Source organism: Microvirga splendida (assembly GCF_016427565.1).
In the GTDB taxonomy this organism is placed as follows: Bacteria; Pseudomonadota; Alphaproteobacteria; order Rhizobiales; family Beijerinckiaceae; genus Microvirga; species Microvirga splendida.
On record NZ_JAELXT010000001.1, the window covers coordinates 128,214 to 144,850 of the forward strand.

Genomic DNA, 16,637 nt, shown 5'->3' on the forward strand with positions numbered 1-16,637 from the left:
GTGAAGCGTGGTTCGCGACAAGACGTCGAACGGCTGGAGCGGTCTTTACCAAAGCACGCGAAGGCTCATGGCGATGGATCGGAGCGGCGGGAATTTCGTGATACGTTCAGCCCGTCACTGGGAGGCCTGCTTGAAACCCACTCTCGCTCTATCGGCGCTTGCGCTCAGCCTTGGCGGATGCACGACGGCCACCTATGAGGCGGCCGAGATGTCGTGCTCGGAATACATCGGGAAGCCGATCGCATCGCGCATTGCAGCCTACGGACCTCCCACATCCGTGTACCGCATCAACGGCAGTCAGGTCGGCTACGTGTTCAAGACCAGGACGACGGCCTATGTCGGCGGGGAGCCCTACTACACCGTCAACTACCTGACGGGAGCCGACAGGCATCGCACCCCCGTCCGTAGGATCACGCGGATCTGCCACGGCACCTATGTGGTCCACGCTCCGTCGGACGCCATGCCGGTGTCCGAGCGCGTCATCGTGGGCGTTCTGCCTTAAATCAATTTCGTCGCGGCGGTGCCGCGCCCAAATAGGCGCGGCTCACGGGTCAGAACCCGCCCGGACGGAGCTTGGCGATGCTCATCATCAGGTCCACGCTGAAGCCCTGCTGAGCCGATGTGGGGTCGAAGAGCGTCAACGTGGGCGATGCCGTCATCGTGCTTTGATTATTGACGTCCCACATGGCGCTGAACCGCTGGATCAGCTTGTCCACCTTCTTCGGATCCTGCAGATCCTTGACGTTGATATGCTTCTCCAGGTTTCGCACCTGGATGTCGAGATCGGCCTTTGATGCGGTCTCCGGGATGCCGAACGTCGTCTGAACGAACTTAAGGAGCGCCTTGTCAGCGAGCAGCCCCATGGTCTTCGTGACGGTTGGAGCCTTGCGCTTGAAATACATGGCCAGCTGGACGCCCTGGTTCTGCTCGCCCTCCCTCTTCTCGAGCGACATCTGGACATATCGCGCAACCGTATCGGTGGTCAGGCTCGGCTCCCAGGTCGTCGCCTCGCCCTTGGTCCTGAAGTCGAAGGCTTTGGCGAACTCCTTGTAGAGCGGATTGGTCATCTTGTTCGCCATGCTGAAGGGGTTCGTCACACCCTCCTGGAGCATCTTCCTGATGAGCCCCTTGCCGAAGATCATGTCTTCGAGGCCGAAGGCCTTCATGGCGTACTTGTAGAGACGGTCGTCCTTGAGAAATTCGTCGATGTTCTTGACGTTCTGGATGTTGGCCTTGAAGTAGTCGGTCTCCCGCTTGACCGTTGGATCCTTCTCGATTTGCGCTTTGGTCTGCGCAATGTTCTTCGAGATCATCTGGTAACGGACCGATGTGCTGATCATAGTGCAGCTTTCCAATGCTCAGTGACGGTGGGGCCGGTTGCGACGCCGACGGGAGTCAATTGCGGTTCTCGCGCAGGATACTCCTGCAATCCTGCTTGAACCTGTCGGCGACGTTCCTGGTGTCGCCGGGATCGAGCTGGAACTGGAGCTTCCGGGTTTCATAGCGGTAGTTCGAGAGCTCGACGGTCAGGTTCTGCGCCTCGGCCAGTCTGTCCACGAAGGCATGAACCTGATCGGGTTCCGGGATCTGCCCGTGCCGGTCGCGATAGATCCAGTGACCGACCTCGGGAGAGCCGCCGTCGAACCAGTAGACGGTGCTTCTTCCGCGGGAATCGCTGCGGCCGAGATACTGCTTTTGGAGAACGGCCGCCGTGATGAAGGACACCGCCGGCAGATCGCCGTCCGTCACCTGGCGCTGACAGGTCAGCCAGAGGAGCGAGCCGCCCTCCCCGTAAAGGCGGGCAAATGCCGCTTGCGGTTGTCCGTCTGCATCGTGCCTAAGAACGTAGTCCCATGACCCGAACCGGTTCGCCACGGCGCCGGCCTTGCTCGGCACAGCGAGCAGGGCCGCGAGGGACATGAGGCCTGCCGCCAGCCCTGCGATGCGGGAGCGGGTGTGAAACGATGGCTTCTTCAGCATCGCGATCCTCCTTTCCAACGAAAGAAGCCTCGCCCTTTGCAAGGCGAGGCTCCCTTCAGGTGGATGCTGGAACTCTTACTGGAAGAGCTTCAGGATCATCTGGCTGTTCTGGTTAGCCATCGAGAGAGCCTGCACGCCGAGCTGCTGCTGGGTCTGCAGAGCCTGGTAGCGGGTCGATGCCTCGTTCATGTCGGCATCGATGTAGGCGCTCACGCCGGCGGTCAGCGAGTCGGACAGGACACCGATGAACTCTTCCTGGGTCTCAAGGAGAGCCTTGGTGGCGCCGAGCATCGAAGAGCCCTTCGTCACGGCTTCGATAGCGCGCTCAATGGTCGCCAGAGCTGTGTCAACCGAGGTTCCGACACCAGCGCCAGCATTGACGGTAGCGCCGCTCTTGGTCGCGCCAGTGAGGCTCGAGACGGTGGTGCCATCAGCCATGCTCTTGCCGTCCAGCTTGGACACAAGGCGCAGGTCGCCATTCACTACCTGAGCATCAACCAGGGCGCTCATGGCGCTGTCGCCATTGATCTTATTGACAACGTCATTGAGCGTCTTGGCTTCACCAGCAGCGAAGGTTACCGTTGCCGCCGTGCCGCCACCAAAGTCGACAGTGATTGCACCAGCAGAGGCTGCGGTCAGCGTAGAGCTGCCGTCAGCAGCGGTCACGTCAATGTTGACATGGCTGGCCTTGGGGGCTGCTGCGACGTTGATCGTCGCCACGTTGCCCAGCAGGCCGCCGGTGCCGGCGGTGGCGTTCTGGAACAACTGCACAGCACCGGTGTCGATGCCCAGCTTGCCGAGCACGCCGTTGTCATAAGACGTGACGAGCTGCACGCTTTGGGGATCGCCCTTCAGCCAGTTCTGGCCGTTGATCGTGGCCGAGTCAGCCGTGCTCTTGAGACCAGCAATGCGCTGGTTCAGTTCGGTCTGGATCGCGTTGAGGTCAGCACCCGGATTACCGCCGGTGGCGACCTTCTTCTTCATCTCGTTGAGATGCGTCAGAGCCTTGTCCATCGCGGAGCTGAAGGTGTCGATCATGGACTTCGACTGCTTGATGGAGTCCTTTACGGAGCCGAGGGCGCCGTTGTCGGACTTCATCTGGGTGGCAATCGACCAGTACGACGCATTGTGCGAGGCCTCGCCGACGCGCAGGCCGGACGAGATCTGGTTCTGGGTCTTGTTCATGGCCGTCTGGGTCGACTTCAGCGACTGCAGGGCGGTCATGGCGGAGAGGTTCGTGTTGATCGAAGACATGTGCTTCTTCCTTGAATGATGTGATTGTTCAGGGAATGTCGGGATCTAACCGACCCAGCGGAGTGGCTTCATGCCTCGAGGGAATCTCGATCCGCTGCTCACATGACATCCGGGCTTTTACCGGCAAAATGGAATGGCATCATGCCTGGCCTTCTTACGAAGGCGTACCATAGTGCTTTCTCTGCACCTGGAGAGCTTGCGATCTCCGTCTGCGGTGCTTGCATGTCTTGTCTACCAATCCCCTCCCCCAGCGTCAAGCATCAAGATCGACTTTGGAGAAGAATTTTTGCTGTTAATCTTTCATTAACTATAAGCGGCAGAGCGGTTTACTGTTCAAGCGCGCGGTACAGACGATGCAGAACGTCTGCGAGAAAGTGATACTTAAGATGAGCGCCTCTTCTCACTCCGGTTTACCGCGCACCGACGGCGAACATCTTCGGCGCGGCGCTTGAACCGTTCTTGGAATACAGGCCGCGATGAGCGGGATCGAGGGTCAGCGCGTCGGTCACGCCGAGCACCGTCTCGGACGCGCCGAGCAGCAGCGCTCCGTCGGGCGCCATGACGTTCGCGATCCGGCGCAGCACGTCGGCCTTCAGGGTGGCGTCGAAATAGATCAGCACGTTGCGGCAATAGACGATGTCGAACTGGCCTAGGCGATTGAAGTCCTCGATCAGGTTCAGGTAACGGTAGTCCACCATCGCGCGGATCTCGGGCGCGATCTGCCACTGGTCGCCGACCTGCGTGAAGTATTTGACCAGAAGGCGGATCGGCAGGCCGCGCTGCACCTCGAACTGGTTGTAGAACCCGGCCTTCGCCTTCTCCAGAACCTCGGTGGAGATGTCGGACGCCACGATGTCGATGTGCCAGCCCGGCATGCGCGGCGCTGCCTCCTTGAGCAGCATGGCGAGGGAATACGGCTCCTGTCCGGTGGAGGCTGCCGCACACCAGATGCGCAGACGGCGGGACGAGGCGCGCTCCTTCAGGTATTTCGGCAGCAGCACGTCCTGGAACAGATCGAAGGGCGCCTTGTCCCGGAAGAAGAAGGTCTCGTTCGTGGTCATCGCCTCGACGACGGCCTTCTCCAGGGCGATCGACCGCCCTGCCCTGATCTCGCGCACCAGATGCGACAGGCTGTCGATCTTGAAGCGCGTGCAGACCGACGAGAGACGGCTCTCGACGAGGTATCGCTTGTCCGGGGACAGCGCCAGGCCCGAGCGGGTCTTGAGGAAAGCGCGCAGGGCGTCGAATTCGGCCTCGGTCATTTCGAAGATCCGGTGATGTGGCCCTTCAGGGAGCGGCCGATGGATTCCAGGGGAAGGATCTCGTGGGCCAGGCCGGCCTTCACGATGCTTCCCGGCATTCCCCAGACGATGCTCGTGGCTTCGTCCTGCGCGATGATCGTGGCGCCCGCCTTGGCGAGGTGGCGCGCGCCTTGCGTTCCGTCGGATCCCATGCCCGTGAGCACCGCCGCAATGACGGCGCCGCCGAACACGCCGGCCGCTTCGCGGAAGAGCACGTCGACGGCGGGGCGGCAGAAGTTTTCAGGAGGTCCGTCGTTCAGCCGGATGACGGCCCGGCCGCCCGACGAGACCACACCCATGTGGCGCCCGCCGGGAGCCACGAGGATCGTGCCGGGATTGACGGGATCGCCATCCTTGGCTTCCCGGGCCGGCATGGAGAGGAAGGATTGCAGGTGCTCGGCGAAGACCGCCGTGAACATCGCGGGCATATGCTGCACGATCAGCACCGGGATGCTCGCAAGGGCGGGCTTGAGATCGAGCAGAACCCGTTCGACCGCCCGGGGACCGCCGGTGGAGGATCCGATCAGCAGGCATTGCGGCCTGACCGTGCCGGGCTTCACGGCCAACGGAGTGGCCGGCGTCGGCAGGACAGGGATAGGCGCCGCCGCGAACCGCGCCTGGCGACTCTTGGCCTCGCCGAGCGCGCGCAGCTTCTCGATCAGGTCGCGCCGGAAATCGGCCGCAGCTCCCGCCGCACGGGCGCTTTCCGGCTTTGCCAGGTAGTCGACGGCTCCCAGCGACAGGCACTTCAGCGAGATTTCCGCATTTCTCTGCGTCAGCGTCGAGATGACGATGACCTTGCTCGCCGGCTGAACCTTGAGGATCATGGGAAGGGCCGCGAGCCCGTCGACCTCCGGCATTTCGATGTCGAGGAGGATAATCTCCGGCTTGGACCGTTCGGCCGCATCGACCGCCATGCGCCCATTGGACGCCGTGGCGACGATGTCGAAACCTCCGGCCTCGGTGAGCCAGCGCGCGATCATCCCGCGGATGACGGCACTGTCGTCGACGATCATGACGCGGGTCGGCCTGCCGGGAGCCGGACCGGGTTGAATGACAGGAGCTATCGACATGGCGTCACGCTGATTGGGAGGCGGGAAGGACGCCGAGTTCCTGGAACTTGGCTGCGAGGATGTCCCGGTCGAACGGCTTCATGATGTACTCGTTCGCTCCGGCCTCCAGGGCCCGCGTGATGTGGTCGACATCGTTCTCGGTCGTGCAGAACACGACCTTCGGAGCCTGCCCCTCGGGCGTGGCGCGCAGGTGCTTGAGGAAGCTGTATCCGTCCATGACGGGCATGTTCCAGTCCAGGAGGATCACGTCCGGCATCTCTGCCCGGCACGCCTCAAGCCCCACCTCCCCGTTCTCCGCTTCTGCAACGCGGAAAGCCAGTCCTTCGACGATATCGCGGGAGACTTTCCGGATGACGCGAGAGTCATCGATGATCAAGCAATAATTCATGAAAAAACTTCCTGCCCCTGAACCGTTCTTTTCGACTAGGAGCGAATGGCGGACTTGTCGACGAAGTTGAAATTTTCGACCAGGATTTCCTTGACGATCTCGGCACCCAGACGCTTGTTGATTCTGTCACGTACGCTGCCGATCATCCCGTTGACGTTGTACCGGGACAGCTTCTTGAAATCGAGGGTTTCGTCGGCATAGACATACCGGAAGACCTCGTCCTGAATGAAGGCCTCCGGAGGAACCGAGATCTCCCGCAGCGTCTTGGCGTCGGCCGTGAAGACCAGGTTGGCGATCACGTAGCCCTGGACGGCCCCCTCGGCGATGATCGGGATGTTCATGGCCGGCAGCTTCTTGTACTGCAGGCCCTCATAGCTTCCCTTGTCCTCGACAGGCGCCTTGCCGACGGTCCAGGTCACCGCCGCATAGCATGAGGCCAGCGTGACGGCGCAGACCCAAAAGCCCGCCATGACGTTCCTGATCATGCGCCGTAACCTGCTCTGGCGACATGAGCCGAATAGGTGCTGTCGGACTCGGCCTTCTGGATCGCGCTCGAGATGATGCCGGCTACCTCCTGAACGGCCTGCATGTGCCGCCGGAGAATGTCCTGGTTCTGCTCGATCTTGCCCTGCAGACCTTGAAGACGCCTGGTCGCGTTGGGATCCAGCGCGCTGATCTCGGCCGTCCGCACGATTCGGCTGATCTCCAGAAGGCACTGGCTCTTGCGGCGGTTGAACTCGTCAAGATTGGAGAGGTCCCGCGCCATGAGCGCCGACGTTTCCATGTCGAGCGTTTCTTCAAGGCGGTCCAGCGATTTCATCAGCATGAGCATGTTCCTCTGTTCGAATAATCTCTCGCGGCCGATGTCATACCTTGCCGAGCAGGCTGTTCATCGATGGGCCTGACGTCGCCGGAGCGGCTGCAGAAGGGCCATGCCTACGGGCGTCGAGAAGCCTATCCGCGATCCCGATGCCGCCGGCCTTCGCCAGCTGCCCGCCGATCTGCTCCGCCAGCATGGATTTCCAGATCGAGCCCGCATTGCCCTTGCCGTAGGTGTTCTCGGCATCCTTGGGCAGCATCGACTCGACGAAGGTCTGCAGAATGTACGCCTCGAACTCCTGATGGGCTTTCCGCACCTTGTCGGCATTCGCGGTCTCGGCATCGTTGCGAAGCGAGTTGCGGAGGGAATAGATGTCGGCGCCGGGCATCATGAGGGGCCTGTCCGCGACCTCCTTCACGGCATCGTCGAAGCTGGCGCCCTCGGCGGGCGATGCGCCTTCCATGAGCTTGCGCGACGCCGCCTGAAGGCGGGTCGGGTCGGCTGCTCGCGCAACGTCGTTGATAATGTCTGAGGGCGGGCTGATCGCCATCGCATCACTCTCGTTTCTTGCGTTCGGCTTTTTCTACATCGGCTAGCTTACGGGAAGCTTGCGCCGCGGCCCCTCGCCAGGGTCTCGAGGATCGAGGCGAGATCCTTCTTCTCCGTCTCGCGCCGGTCCTGGCCTTTCAGGTTCGTCAGCATCTTCTCCGTCCGCTTCGCCTGCATGGCTTTGTCCAGAGCGATCGCCTTCTGCCTGACCTTCGCCTTCTCGACATGGCTCTCCTGCGTCGAGAGCGCCTGCAGCCGCCTGGCCGCAACATCCACGAACAGGCCGTGAAGCGTGTCATGATCGTTCATCGACTGAATGATCATCTCCTGCGAAGTCCTCAGCTCCGCAGCCTCCCGCTCGAGAAGCGAGACCCTCAGCTCGGCCTCCTGCTTGAGACGCTCCTGGACCTTCAGGATGCGGTCGATCTTGCGAATGCGCTGTTTCATTTCCGCTTACCCGTTCTTGAGCCAGGTCGAGAAGGCATCCATGAAGAGCAGGACGTAATCCTGAGCGGCGAAGTACATGATGATCAGGCCGCCCAGCATGATGAAGGGCGTCGCCAGGAAGTAGACCGGGATCTGCGGCGTCAGCTTGTTGGTAAGCCCCACGGCCAGATTGACGATGACGGAGTATAGAATGAACGGGCTGCTGATCCTCAGCGCCAGGACGAAGGCCGCGGAAATCTGGTCGACGAGCTGCGTCAGCGACAGGCGGGCCCCGAAGCCTTCGCCTATGGGCAGCCGCGAGTAGGACTCCACGATGCCGCGATAGAGTTCCCAGTGCAGGTCGGAGAAGAACAGGATCGCCGTTGCCGCCATCATGATGAAGGAACTGATCGGCGGGAGAGGCTCGGCCTCGTCGATGGGGACGCCTGGCATGCCGCCAAGGCCCAAGGCCATGGCGACGCCGCTCAGCATGGTCTGCAGGGCGAGGAAGTAGACCCGCCCCAGCAATCCGATCAGGAGGCCGGTCAGCAGTTCGGTGCCGATTGCAGCCAGCATCGCGGCGGGCACCAGAGACGTTGCCCCGTCCCGCATCTTCGTCAGCAGAACGGGAGCGAGGGCCAGGCTCGTGGTCAAGGCAATGAACAGGCGAACCTGGAGCGGGATGCGGAAGCTCGAGAAGCCGGGCGCGATGAGCAGGCAGCCACCGACCCGGCAGAAGATGAGAAAGATTCCGAGCAGGATCTCGGAACTCGCCTGGGTCACGAGATCGTCCCGAGGGAGTTGACCTCCACGCCGCGCGCGATCTCGAGATGAGACAGGACGGGCAGTGAGGAGAACATGCGCTCGATGATCATCCGCACGTAGGGGCGGGCGTCCGGCGCGGTGACGATGGCGAAGCTCTGAACCTGCCCCATCCGGGCCTTGATCGCCTCGGAGGCTTCGGTGCCGAACTGCTCCACGAGGCGCGGGTCGATGTCGAACTCGACCACGTCGCCCTTGGCATCCCGCTTCAGGCTCTGATGGAAGGCGATGTCCCATTTGTTGCCCAGGCGCAGCACGTTGAGGGCGCCCCCTTCCGCGAGATCGCCGCAGATCTGCTGCGCAATGCGCACCCGCACATGCTCCACCAGCTGCTCGGCGCGACGGGCATGCGGAGCAATCTCGGCGATGGCTTCGAGGATCAGGCTGAGATTGCGGATCGAGACCCGCTCCGCCAGCAGGAGTTTCAGCACCGCCTGGAGTCCCGAGTAGGAAATCTGCGAAGGGCAGATATCGTCAAGCAGCCGCTTGTACTCCGTGTCGAGGCCGTCCAGGAGATTGCGGACGTCCTTGTAGGAGAGAAGCTGCGGCAGGTTGTTGCGGATCACCTCGCTCAGATGCGTGAGGAGGACCGAGGCTCCATCGACCGCCGTGAAGCCCTGCCGCTTGATCTCGCTCACGTACACGTCGGAAATCCATAGGGACTTCATGCCGAAGGCGGGCTCGCGCACCTCGTCGCCTGGAACGTCCGGCATGGGGCCGTCGCCCAGCACGACGAGAAGATCGCCCGGCCGGATCTCCTGGGTCGCCACCACGGTTCCGTGGATCTTGATCTGGTAGCTCTTAGGCGGAATCATCAGGCTGTCGGAGAGCTTCACGTCCGGCAGGACGAAGCCGTAATCCTGCGCGAACTTCTTGCGCATCTTGCTGACGCGGTGGGCAAGATCGCCGTGCGAGCTTGAGAGGTACGAGGCAAGATGCTTGCCGAGGCACACCTCGATTTCCGCGAGCTTCAGGGATTCCTTCACCGAGTCCCGCGATTCCAGAAGGTTCTTCTGCTGCTCCTCGGCGAGCTTCATCTTGACCTTCTCTTCCTGGTCGGCCCGCTGCTTCGGGATCGCATAGGCGATGAAGCCCATGCAGCCGCCCAGCACAAGGAAAGGGATCATCGGCAGGCCGGGCATGATGGCGAACACGAACATCAGGCCCGAAGCCATCATCAAGGCGCGGGGATAGGCGCCGAGCTGATCGAGAACCGCCTTCTGCGCCTGACCGCGCGTGCCGCCCTTCGAGACGAGAAGGCCCGCCGCGAGGGAGACCACCAGCGCCGGGATCTGGCTGACGAGACCATCGCCCACGGAGAGCTGCGTGAACACGTCGGCGGCCTTGGACAGCGGCATGCCGTGCCGGGTCACGCCGATGATGATGCCGCCGAAGATGTTGACCGCAATCGTGATCAAGCTCGCGATGGCCTCGCCGCGGACGAACTTGGAGGCGCCGTCCATGGAGCCAAAAAAGGCGCTTTCCTCCTCGAGCTCCCGCCGCCGGTGCTGCGCTTCCTTCTCGTCGATCAGCCCTGCAGAGAGGTCTGCGTCGATCGCCATCTGCTTGCCCGGGATGGCATCGAGGGTGAAGCGGGCGCCGACCTCGGCGATTCGGGTGGCGCCCTTGGTGATGACCAGGAAGTTGACCGTGATGAGGATGATGAAGACGACGATGCCGATGACGAAGTCACCGCTCATCACGAATCGGGAGAAGCCGCTGATCACATGCCCGGCCGCATCGATGCCCTTGTGGCCGTCGGAGAGGATCAAGCGGGTCGACGCGATGCTCAGGGCAAGGCGCAGCAGGGTCGCAATGAGGAGAACGGTCGGAAAGGCCGAGAATTCGAGCGGCTTCTGAATCCAGAGAGCCACCATCAGGATCAGGACCGACATGGCGACCGAGAGGGCGAGGCCCATGTCGATCAGCAGAGGAGGTATCGGCAGGAACAGGATGGCCAGGATGCCGATCACGCCCCCGGCGAAAGCCAGATCTCTGCCGCGGCTCAGCGCTGTTGTTTGAACTGCTTCCATGTGCCTGTCAGCTCACCGAATGAACGTTGAGCCTGACAGATGCACTATGAAGCTTGCGCGGAGGTCGCAAGCCTTCCGGAAGGGGAAGCTCGCGGCTCCTCGCGACCCAGCATTCCGGCCGACACTAGAACCCTGTTACAATTCGGCCGTAGACGAGTTCCGTGAAAGCGAAGATCTGAGACCCCACGAACGAGCCCGTCACCAGTGCGACGACGAGGATCGCGATGATCTTCGGGATGAACGTGAGGGTGACCTCCTGGATCTGGGTCAGCGCCTGAATGAGGGCAATGCCGATGCCGATGACCATGGCAACGGCCACGGCCGGTCCTGCTCCGATGATGACGGTCCAGATCGCGGCGCGGACCAGTTCCAGGGCGTCGACCTCGTTCATGTCAGCTCACCACGATCCCTGGGCCGAGCAGGACGTTGTCGCCGCTTGTCAGCCTCGCCACAGCCCCTTCGTTGGTGATGATCACAGAATTCACCTGACCGGAGATTTTGCCGTCAGCCGTGGTCACCGTGCGGCCGATGACGCCGTCCGCCTGGGACAGGGCCGATGAGGCCAGAAGCGCATCGAGCTTGGCGTTGCTCTGCACCGTCTGCTCGACCTGGGAGAAGGTGGCGAGCTGGGCCATGTACTCGGTGGACTTCATGGGCTCCGTGGGGTCCTGATTCTTCATCTGGGCCATCAGAAGCTTGAGGAAGTTGTTGTAGGTCGCGGTGGCGGTCGACTGGCCGGTCGCGGCCTGGCGGCTCGCAAGCGGCGAGGCAACGGAGGTCACATTCATCGCAGGGCTCCCGGTTAGGCGGCCTGAACCGCTTCGGAGGGTGGGGTGACGGAGCGTGCGTCCGGCTCGAACAGGGTTCTGATGACCTTGAGGGCCTCGAAGATCCGGTCCGCTTCAACCAGATCGCCGGCCCGGCGAAGCGCTTCCTTCGTGGGCTCGTCGGCTGTGATCAGCAGAATCGACTCGTACAATTTGCGGAAGGCGCCCATCACCTTGTCGGCGTCCTGGGGGTTGATCAGGATGGACTGTGCGACGAAGTAGAGCTGGCGCATGGGCGTGGTCGCCTCGGCGACCTGAAGCACGTGGCTCTCGAGGAGGAAACGCGCCTCGTTGAGAAGGCTCAAGGTGACCTTCTGGCTCACGGTGAGAACCGCGCCGTTGATGAAAATCCGCTCGCCCGCCTTGAGGGAAAACCGCATCTTCGCTTTCATTTCAGGCCTTCCTGGATCATGGCATTGATATCGATCAGAGCTTCGAGATTGTTGTGTTCGCCCCTGATCACGCGGTCGGATTCACGCATGACCCAGAGGCCGATGGAGATGAGCTGACCCTTCAGCTTGTCCGGAAGACCGTTGTCGGGATGGCCGATATCCTTGATCAGAAAGGTCCAGAGACGCTGAACGAAGACGATGGCCTCTATCATGTCCAGAGACTGGGACGGCTTGCCGTTGGCAGCCTTCATCATCGTGATGGCACGGTCGAAAAGCTGGTATTCGCGGTCGCGGCAATCCCTGGAGGAGTCCTCAATAACTTCGGCGTAGGAGAAACGATACATACTTGACTCCACCCATTACAGATAATTGATCAGGCTCATGGTCCTGAGTTGTGCGGTCAGGGAGTAGGACGTCTGGATCTGCGTCATCAGCCGGTCGACCCTGACCTTCGCTTCAGCCGGATCGACCGCCTCGAGGTGGATGACCTTCGCGTCGAGGATATCCTTCTGCAGGCTCATCCGCTCGTCGGCCTCCTCGACCTTCTCCTGAACGGCTCCGAGCTTCGACTGCATGGCGGTCACGCCCGTGGTGGCTGCGGAGAAGGTCTCGATCGCCTTGTGAACGAGAGTCTCCCGCGTCTTCTCGCCAAGACGGTCGAGACCGAGTTCGAAGATCATCGTATAGGCCATCGCCATCTTCTGAATCCCCGACTCATTGGCGTTGATGGACGACTCCACCTTTTCCCGCACGGAGATTCGGCTCTGGATGTTCTGGCTCGATGCGTTCGACCAGTCCTGCCAGTCGGCTCCCTCGAACAGAGCCGCGAAAGCCCCGTCCAGGAAGGCCTTCATGTCATCCGGCGCGATCGTCGATACCGCAGCATCATTCACCCCGAACCCGAAGGTCGACCGGAAGGCTGAATTGATCGCAGCCTGAGGGCTTCGCGTGACGGAACCCGCGACCGGGACGCCGGTGCCGTCCACATCCGTGAAGGAGCCGGTCACGTCGGTTTTGCCCGTCGGATCGGTCGACTTCAGCACGAGGTTGCCGGTCACCGGATCGCGGGAGGCCTCAACGCCGGTGAGGGTGGTGGCCGTGACGGCTGCATTGATCGACGCCACGAGGTCGTCGACGGTTGCTTCCGTGGTCATGGGGAAGACCTGGGCGGGAGCGCCGCCGACGCTGAAGCTGATGACATCGCCCGTGGACAGGCCCGAGACGGGAATGCTGACAGCCGCGCGCAGGGGCGGCATGCCGCCCGCATAGTCGTTGAGCGGCTTTTCCTGCGAATTGATGCCCCCGAAGATATACTGTCCGCCTACGGCGCTGTTCATCGACGAGATCATGCTGTTGAGATTGACCTTCGCCTGATACATGACTGTCGCGAGGCTCGACGAATTCAGGGGCGTCGCAATGAGCGCGTCCATGAACTTGTCGCCGTTGGTCCTGACCTGATCGAGAGCCGTCGTGCTCGACTTCATCCGGAGCAGGATCGAGGCATTGCTGTCGACCAGGGCGTCGATCTCGGCACGGTCCTGGCGCAGAGAGAGGGTCTGGCCTGTCTTGTAGCCGAGCTTCAGGCCCACATCCGACTCGCGGCCGGTAACAAGCTCCTTGTTCGCCTTCACGAGGCCGGTCTGCAGCTTGTCGAGCGACGTCTTGGACGAGTTCCAGAGCGTCAGCGTCGAGACAAAGGTCGTTCTCATGATTAGCCCACCACGCTGAGGAGTGTCTTGAGCATCTGATCGATGACGGAGAGCAGCTTTGCCGAAGCGGAATAGGATTTCTCCAGCTGCAGCATGAGCGCCGTCTCGTCATCCATGTTCACGTCCGTCGCGTTGGACAGCGCTTCCGATGCATGGCCGAGAAGGGTCGTCTGGTATTCCACCCGCTGATGGGCGCTCTGGCGTGTTGCCTCGAGCCAGCTGCCCGAGGACGAGGCAAGGCTGAGAAGCGAGGCCTGAGGACCGAATCCGAGTCCGTTATCGATGGGGCGCTGAACCGACATGCCCTCCACGAGGCCGGAGAGGCGCCCGGAGAACGAGGCATTCGCGCCGCCGGCAGGATTATAGGTATAGTCCGCTCCGTTGATGCCGCCGTCGCGGATCAGCGCGAACGAGCCGCCCTCGGCCGGGTTGACCGCAGAGTTCACCCGGAGAACCCCGGCGAGGCCTGCCGGAGCCGGCGTGCCGGGCACGCCCGTGGCGGCCGGATAGGTGAAGATACCGGGCCTGTCGGCCTTTGCAGGCACCGTCTGGTCCTTCTCAGCGAAGGCCTCGACCAGGGTGCGGGCGATCTCGTCGAGCTGTCCCTGGTAGGTGACGGCGACATCGTCGCGCAACTGCGTCAGGCCCGCGAGGCTGCCGGAATTCAGCGGCATCGGCGCACCCGGCCCCGTGACGCGGATCCCGTCGATCAGCACATCCGCTCCCGTCACCGCAGGCCCGAACACGGTCGTCCGCGAGAAGGTCACGGTCCGCGGAACCCGGTCGAAGAGCGGAACGCCGCTGTCGGTGTAGAGAGCGACATCATGGCCCGCGCGGGGCACGACCGTGATGCCGATCTCCTCGGAGAGCTGCGCGATCAGGCTGTCGCGCTGATCCATCGCGTCACTCACGTCAGCCCCAAGGGCCGATCCGCTCATCACCTGGTTGTTCGCCTTCTCGTACTTGAGAAGGAGGTCGTTGATGCGCGCGACCGAGTCGGCAATCTGGCCGTCGGCTTCGAGACGGACGGCCTGTACCGCGGCGGTCGCATCGTTGAGGCTCGTCGCCATCTCGGTGGCGGCCTTGATGAAGGCCTGAGCGAGATCGGGATTGTCCGGCGCATTCGCATACAGCTGGAGCGCGCTGTTCAGGGCTCCCATGCGAGCCGCAGGCGACTGGTCGAGCTCCGTATCGCCGATGGTTGCGCTGAGCTTCTGCAGCCCGTCCAGCAGCGCCTTCTGGGTTGCGGCGCTGGAGGTGGTCTCCAGCATCTTCGACAGCAGCGCGCTGTCGCTCGCTCTCAGCACCGTAATCCGCGCGAACCCGCCCGTCGTGGTGAGAGCCCCGATCTTGCGGGAGTAGCTCGGGTCCGAGGCGCCGGCCGTATTGCGCGACACGAGCGCCATCTGCGACTGCGACGCCTGGAGCGATGAACGTGCCGTGTTGTAGGCAACAGACAAAGACATGGATCAATGGCCCTGGGGCAAGAGAGAGTGCAGGTTACCGCTTCAGGTTCATCAGAACGTCGAGCAGTTCCGATCCGGTCTGGAAGACCTTCGAGTTCGCCGTGTAGCTGGTCTGGGCCTCGATCATCGCCGTGAGCTCGGTGCCGATATCGACATTCGACCCTTCCAGGGCTCCCGAAGCGATCGAGCCGAAGCCGGACATCTCCGGGAAGCCGACCTGATAGCCGCCGGAGGCCGCCGTCGTCTCATAGACGTTGCCGGCCCGTGGGCTCAGGTTGTCCGGGCTCGGAACCGTCGCGAGCGGAATGCGGTACGCGCCGACACGGGTGCCGTCCTCATAGACCGCGTAGACCGTGCCGTCGGCTGCGAACTCGACGTCCTTGACGGCCGACGGCGCATTGCCGTTGGAGCTGCCGGTGACGTTGTACTCGCCTGCGAGCTGGGTCATGCCCGTCATGTCGAGGCTGAACGCCTCGCCGCCGGGGATGTTGAAGCCCAGCACACCCGATCCCATCAGCTTGCCGTCGGCATCGAAGTTCAGCTCCATCGAGGTCGTGCCCGTCAGGGGCGCGGCCGGATCGCTGCCGTTGAAGACGCGCACGGTCCAGGTATCGGCATCGACCTTCGAGAGCGAGATATCGATTTTGATCGGATTGCCGACCTTGTCGTAGACCTGGAGCGACGATGCCTTGCTCACCGAGGTGAAGGATCCCGTCACATTGGTCGAGAAGGCCGGATCGGTGGAGGTGAGGATGAGATCGCCGGTGGCATTCGTAGAGGCGTTGACGCCGGTGAGCGTTCCGGCGGTCACGGCGGCATTGATGGCCGTGGCGACTTCGGCCGGAGTCTTCTGCGTGGTGACCGTGAAGATCTGGTCTGGTCCGCCGCCGACGCTGAACGCAACCTGTGCGCCGCGGCTTACCGTGGGAGCCGAGAACAGAACGTTGCCAGCGACGGGCGGGGCAGCGCTCGCAGGCGTCGCGGTGCCGGTTGCGAGCGCGACGGGCTGGCCGAACGGAAGATTGCCCTTGAAGGTTCCCAGGGTCGATCCTGTCGCCTGCATGCCGAAGGAGGCCATGTTGACCGGCTCGACGCCGTCGAGGCTGTTCAGGGACGGATCGACGGCATTCGCCCCGAGCTTGTAGCCCATCAGGGTAAAGCCGGCTGCGTTGATCAGGTTGCCGGTTCGCCCGTCCTTCACGAAGTTGCCGGCGCGGGTGAGATAGGGGGAGCCGCTCGGGTCGGTCACCACGAAGAAGCCGTTGCCCGAGATCGCAAGGTCCGATCCCGACGTCGTATACGCGATGGGGCCCTGATCCGCGATGGTGTAGCGAACGCGGCTCGTGACGGAGCCGGAATTGTAGTTGCCTTCGCTCGAGGGCAGGATGAGCGACGAGAACTCCGTCGAGGCGCGCTTGTATCCGGTCGTGCTCGAGTTCTGGATGTTCTCGGCGACAGTTCCCAGCTTGTTGGACTGGGCATTCATGCCAGAGACGCCGCTACGAAGAACGCCATAGAGACTCATGTATCGCTCCTAAGTTTCAGGTCGGACTAAACACCACGACGCTTGTGCGAAGCTGTGCCGGGGATGCAGTCG

The 16,637-nt window shown here is 62.5% G+C and carries 20 protein-coding genes; 1 reads left to right on the plus strand and 19 read right to left on the minus strand.

Annotated features, from left to right (window positions below; all coding sequences use genetic code 11):
* Nucleotides 1–130: 130 nt before the first annotated feature.
* The gene (locus JAO75_RS00630; RefSeq protein WP_199045754.1) at nt 131–502 is read left to right on the plus strand and encodes a hypothetical protein; all 372 of its coding nucleotides are present in this window, start codon (nt 131–133) and stop codon (nt 500–502) included.
* A 49-nt stretch (nt 503–551) separates the two neighbouring features.
* Here JAO75_RS00630 and JAO75_RS00635 read toward each other — a convergent pair whose 3' ends face one another.
* The 19 genes from JAO75_RS00635 to JAO75_RS00725 form a co-directional block, all read right to left on the minus strand.
* On the minus strand, nt 552–1,340 hold the full coding sequence (locus tag JAO75_RS00635) for a DUF1217 domain-containing protein (protein WP_199045755.1): 789 nt from the start codon (nt 1,338–1,340) through the stop codon (nt 552–554).
* Nucleotides 1,341–1,395: 55 nt separating this feature from the next.
* A complete protein-coding gene (locus tag JAO75_RS00640; protein ID WP_199045756.1) occupies nt 1,396–1,980 on the minus strand; it encodes a hypothetical protein in 585 nt (194 codons plus the stop codon).
* Nucleotides 1,981–2,055: 75 nt separating this feature from the next.
* On the minus strand, nt 2,056–3,234 hold the full coding sequence (locus JAO75_RS00645) for a flagellin (RefSeq protein WP_199045757.1): 1,179 nt from the start codon (nt 3,232–3,234) through the stop codon (nt 2,056–2,058).
* A gap of 410 nt (nt 3,235–3,644) precedes the next feature.
* Complete coding sequence (locus tag JAO75_RS00650) at nt 3,645–4,496, minus strand: CheR family methyltransferase (protein WP_199045758.1); 852 nt, start codon at nt 4,494–4,496, stop codon at nt 3,645–3,647.
* Nucleotides 4,493–5,608 carry a protein-glutamate methylesterase/protein-glutamine glutaminase gene (locus JAO75_RS00655; RefSeq protein WP_199045759.1) on the minus strand — a complete coding sequence of 372 codons (1,116 nt, stop codon included), beginning with the start codon at nt 5,606–5,608 and terminating at the stop codon, nt 4,493–4,495. Before JAO75_RS00655 ends, JAO75_RS00650 begins: the two co-directional genes overlap by 4 nt.
* 4 nt (nt 5,609–5,612) lie before the next feature.
* A complete protein-coding gene (locus tag JAO75_RS00660) occupies nt 5,613–5,996 on the minus strand; it encodes a response regulator (protein WP_199045761.1) in 384 nt (127 codons plus the stop codon).
* 35 nt (nt 5,997–6,031) lie between these two features.
* A complete protein-coding gene (locus JAO75_RS00665; protein WP_199045763.1) occupies nt 6,032–6,481 on the minus strand; it encodes a hypothetical protein in 450 nt (149 codons plus the stop codon).
* Nucleotides 6,478–6,822, minus strand: coding sequence for a flagellar protein FlgN (locus tag JAO75_RS00670; protein ID WP_199045765.1), 345 nt, complete (start codon nt 6,820–6,822; stop codon nt 6,478–6,480). Before JAO75_RS00670 ends, JAO75_RS00665 begins: the two co-directional genes overlap by 4 nt.
* 40 nt (nt 6,823–6,862) lie before the next feature.
* Entirely contained in the window at nt 6,863–7,366 is a 504-nt protein-coding gene (locus JAO75_RS00675; protein WP_199045767.1) for a rod-binding protein, read from the minus strand.
* A 47-nt stretch (nt 7,367–7,413) separates the two neighbouring features.
* Complete coding sequence (locus tag JAO75_RS00680) at nt 7,414–7,812, minus strand: hypothetical protein (protein WP_199045768.1); 399 nt, start codon at nt 7,810–7,812, stop codon at nt 7,414–7,416.
* A 6-nt stretch (nt 7,813–7,818) separates the two neighbouring features.
* Nucleotides 7,819–8,574: a flagellar biosynthesis protein FliR gene (fliR, locus tag JAO75_RS00685; RefSeq protein ID WP_199045769.1), complete on the minus strand. Its 756-nt coding sequence runs from the start codon at nt 8,572–8,574 to the stop codon at nt 7,819–7,821.
* Nucleotides 8,571–10,646 carry a flagellar biosynthesis protein FlhA gene (flhA, locus tag JAO75_RS00690; RefSeq protein ID WP_199045770.1) on the minus strand — a complete coding sequence of 692 codons (2,076 nt, stop codon included), beginning with the start codon at nt 10,644–10,646 and terminating at the stop codon, nt 8,571–8,573. Before flhA ends, fliR begins: the two co-directional genes overlap by 4 nt.
* Before the next feature lie 124 nt (nt 10,647–10,770).
* Nucleotides 10,771–11,037, minus strand: coding sequence for a flagellar biosynthetic protein FliQ (locus JAO75_RS00695; protein ID WP_199045771.1), 267 nt, complete (start codon nt 11,035–11,037; stop codon nt 10,771–10,773).
* Between the two features lies 1 nt (nt 11,038).
* Nucleotides 11,039–11,434, minus strand: coding sequence for a flagellar hook assembly protein FlgD (gene flgD / locus JAO75_RS00700; RefSeq protein WP_199045772.1), 396 nt, complete (start codon nt 11,432–11,434; stop codon nt 11,039–11,041).
* A gap of 14 nt (nt 11,435–11,448) precedes the next feature.
* Nucleotides 11,449–11,865 (minus strand): flagellar biosynthesis repressor FlbT, encoded by a 417-nt coding sequence (gene flbT / locus JAO75_RS00705; protein WP_199045773.1) that lies wholly within the window; start codon nt 11,863–11,865, stop codon nt 11,449–11,451.
* Entirely contained in the window at nt 11,862–12,209 is a 348-nt protein-coding gene (gene flaF / locus JAO75_RS00710) for a flagellar biosynthesis regulator FlaF (RefSeq protein WP_199045774.1), read from the minus strand. The genes flbT and flaF overlap by 4 nt, the downstream gene beginning before the upstream one ends.
* Nucleotides 12,210–12,224: 15 nt before the next feature.
* Nucleotides 12,225–13,574, minus strand: a complete 1,350-nt coding sequence (locus JAO75_RS00715) for a flagellin (protein WP_199045775.1) — start codon at nt 13,572–13,574, stop codon at nt 12,225–12,227.
* Nucleotides 13,575–13,576: 2 nt separating this feature from the next.
* Nucleotides 13,577–15,040 (minus strand): flagellar hook-associated protein FlgK, encoded by a 1,464-nt coding sequence (flgK, locus tag JAO75_RS00720; protein WP_199045776.1) that lies wholly within the window; start codon nt 15,038–15,040, stop codon nt 13,577–13,579.
* Between the two features lie 34 nt (nt 15,041–15,074).
* A complete protein-coding gene (locus tag JAO75_RS00725; RefSeq protein ID WP_199045777.1) occupies nt 15,075–16,565 on the minus strand; it encodes a flagellar hook protein FlgE in 1,491 nt (496 codons plus the stop codon).
* Between the last annotated feature and the right edge of the window lie 72 nt (nt 16,566–16,637).

Excerpts from the sequence above, each read along its gene's own strand:
- JAO75_RS00635 (WP_199045755.1), bottom strand. The coding sequence starts at position 1,340 with ATGATCAGCACATCGGTCCGTTACCAGATGATCTCGAAGAACATTGCG.
- JAO75_RS00640 (WP_199045756.1), bottom strand. The coding sequence starts at position 1,980 with ATGCTGAAGAAGCCATCGTTTCACACCCGCTCCCGCATCGCAGGGCTG.
- JAO75_RS00645 (WP_199045757.1), bottom strand. The coding sequence starts at position 3,234 with ATGTCTTCGATCAACACGAACCTCTCCGCCATGACCGCCCTGCAGTCG.
- JAO75_RS00650 (WP_199045758.1), bottom strand. The coding sequence starts at position 4,496 with ATGACCGAGGCCGAATTCGACGCCCTGCGCGCTTTCCTCAAGACCCGC.
- JAO75_RS00655 (WP_199045759.1), bottom strand. The coding sequence starts at position 5,608 with ATGTCGATAGCTCCTGTCATTCAACCCGGTCCGGCTCCCGGCAGGCCG.
- JAO75_RS00660 (WP_199045761.1), bottom strand. The coding sequence starts at position 5,996 with ATGAATTATTGCTTGATCATCGATGACTCTCGCGTCATCCGGAAAGTC.
- JAO75_RS00665 (WP_199045763.1), bottom strand. The coding sequence starts at position 6,481 with ATGATCAGGAACGTCATGGCGGGCTTTTGGGTCTGCGCCGTCACGCTG.
- JAO75_RS00670 (WP_199045765.1), bottom strand. The coding sequence starts at position 6,822 with ATGCTGATGAAATCGCTGGACCGCCTTGAAGAAACGCTCGACATGGAA.
- JAO75_RS00675 (WP_199045767.1), bottom strand. The coding sequence starts at position 7,366 with ATGGCGATCAGCCCGCCCTCAGACATTATCAACGACGTTGCGCGAGCA.
- JAO75_RS00680 (WP_199045768.1), bottom strand. The coding sequence starts at position 7,812 with ATGAAACAGCGCATTCGCAAGATCGACCGCATCCTGAAGGTCCAGGAG.
- flhA (WP_199045770.1), bottom strand. The coding sequence starts at position 10,646 with ATGGAAGCAGTTCAAACAACAGCGCTGAGCCGCGGCAGAGATCTGGCT.
- JAO75_RS00695 (WP_199045771.1), bottom strand. The coding sequence starts at position 11,037 with ATGAACGAGGTCGACGCCCTGGAACTGGTCCGCGCCGCGATCTGGACC.
- flgD (WP_199045772.1), bottom strand. The coding sequence starts at position 11,434 with ATGAATGTGACCTCCGTTGCCTCGCCGCTTGCGAGCCGCCAGGCCGCG.
- flbT (WP_199045773.1), bottom strand. The coding sequence starts at position 11,865 with ATGAAAGCGAAGATGCGGTTTTCCCTCAAGGCGGGCGAGCGGATTTTC.
- flaF (WP_199045774.1), bottom strand. The coding sequence starts at position 12,209 with ATGTATCGTTTCTCCTACGCCGAAGTTATTGAGGACTCCTCCAGGGAT.
- JAO75_RS00715 (WP_199045775.1), bottom strand. The coding sequence starts at position 13,574 with ATGAGAACGACCTTTGTCTCGACGCTGACGCTCTGGAACTCGTCCAAG.
- flgK (WP_199045776.1), bottom strand. The coding sequence starts at position 15,040 with ATGTCTTTGTCTGTTGCCTACAACACGGCACGTTCATCGCTCCAGGCG.
- JAO75_RS00725 (WP_199045777.1), bottom strand. The coding sequence starts at position 16,565 with ATGAGTCTCTATGGCGTTCTTCGTAGCGGCGTCTCTGGCATGAATGCC.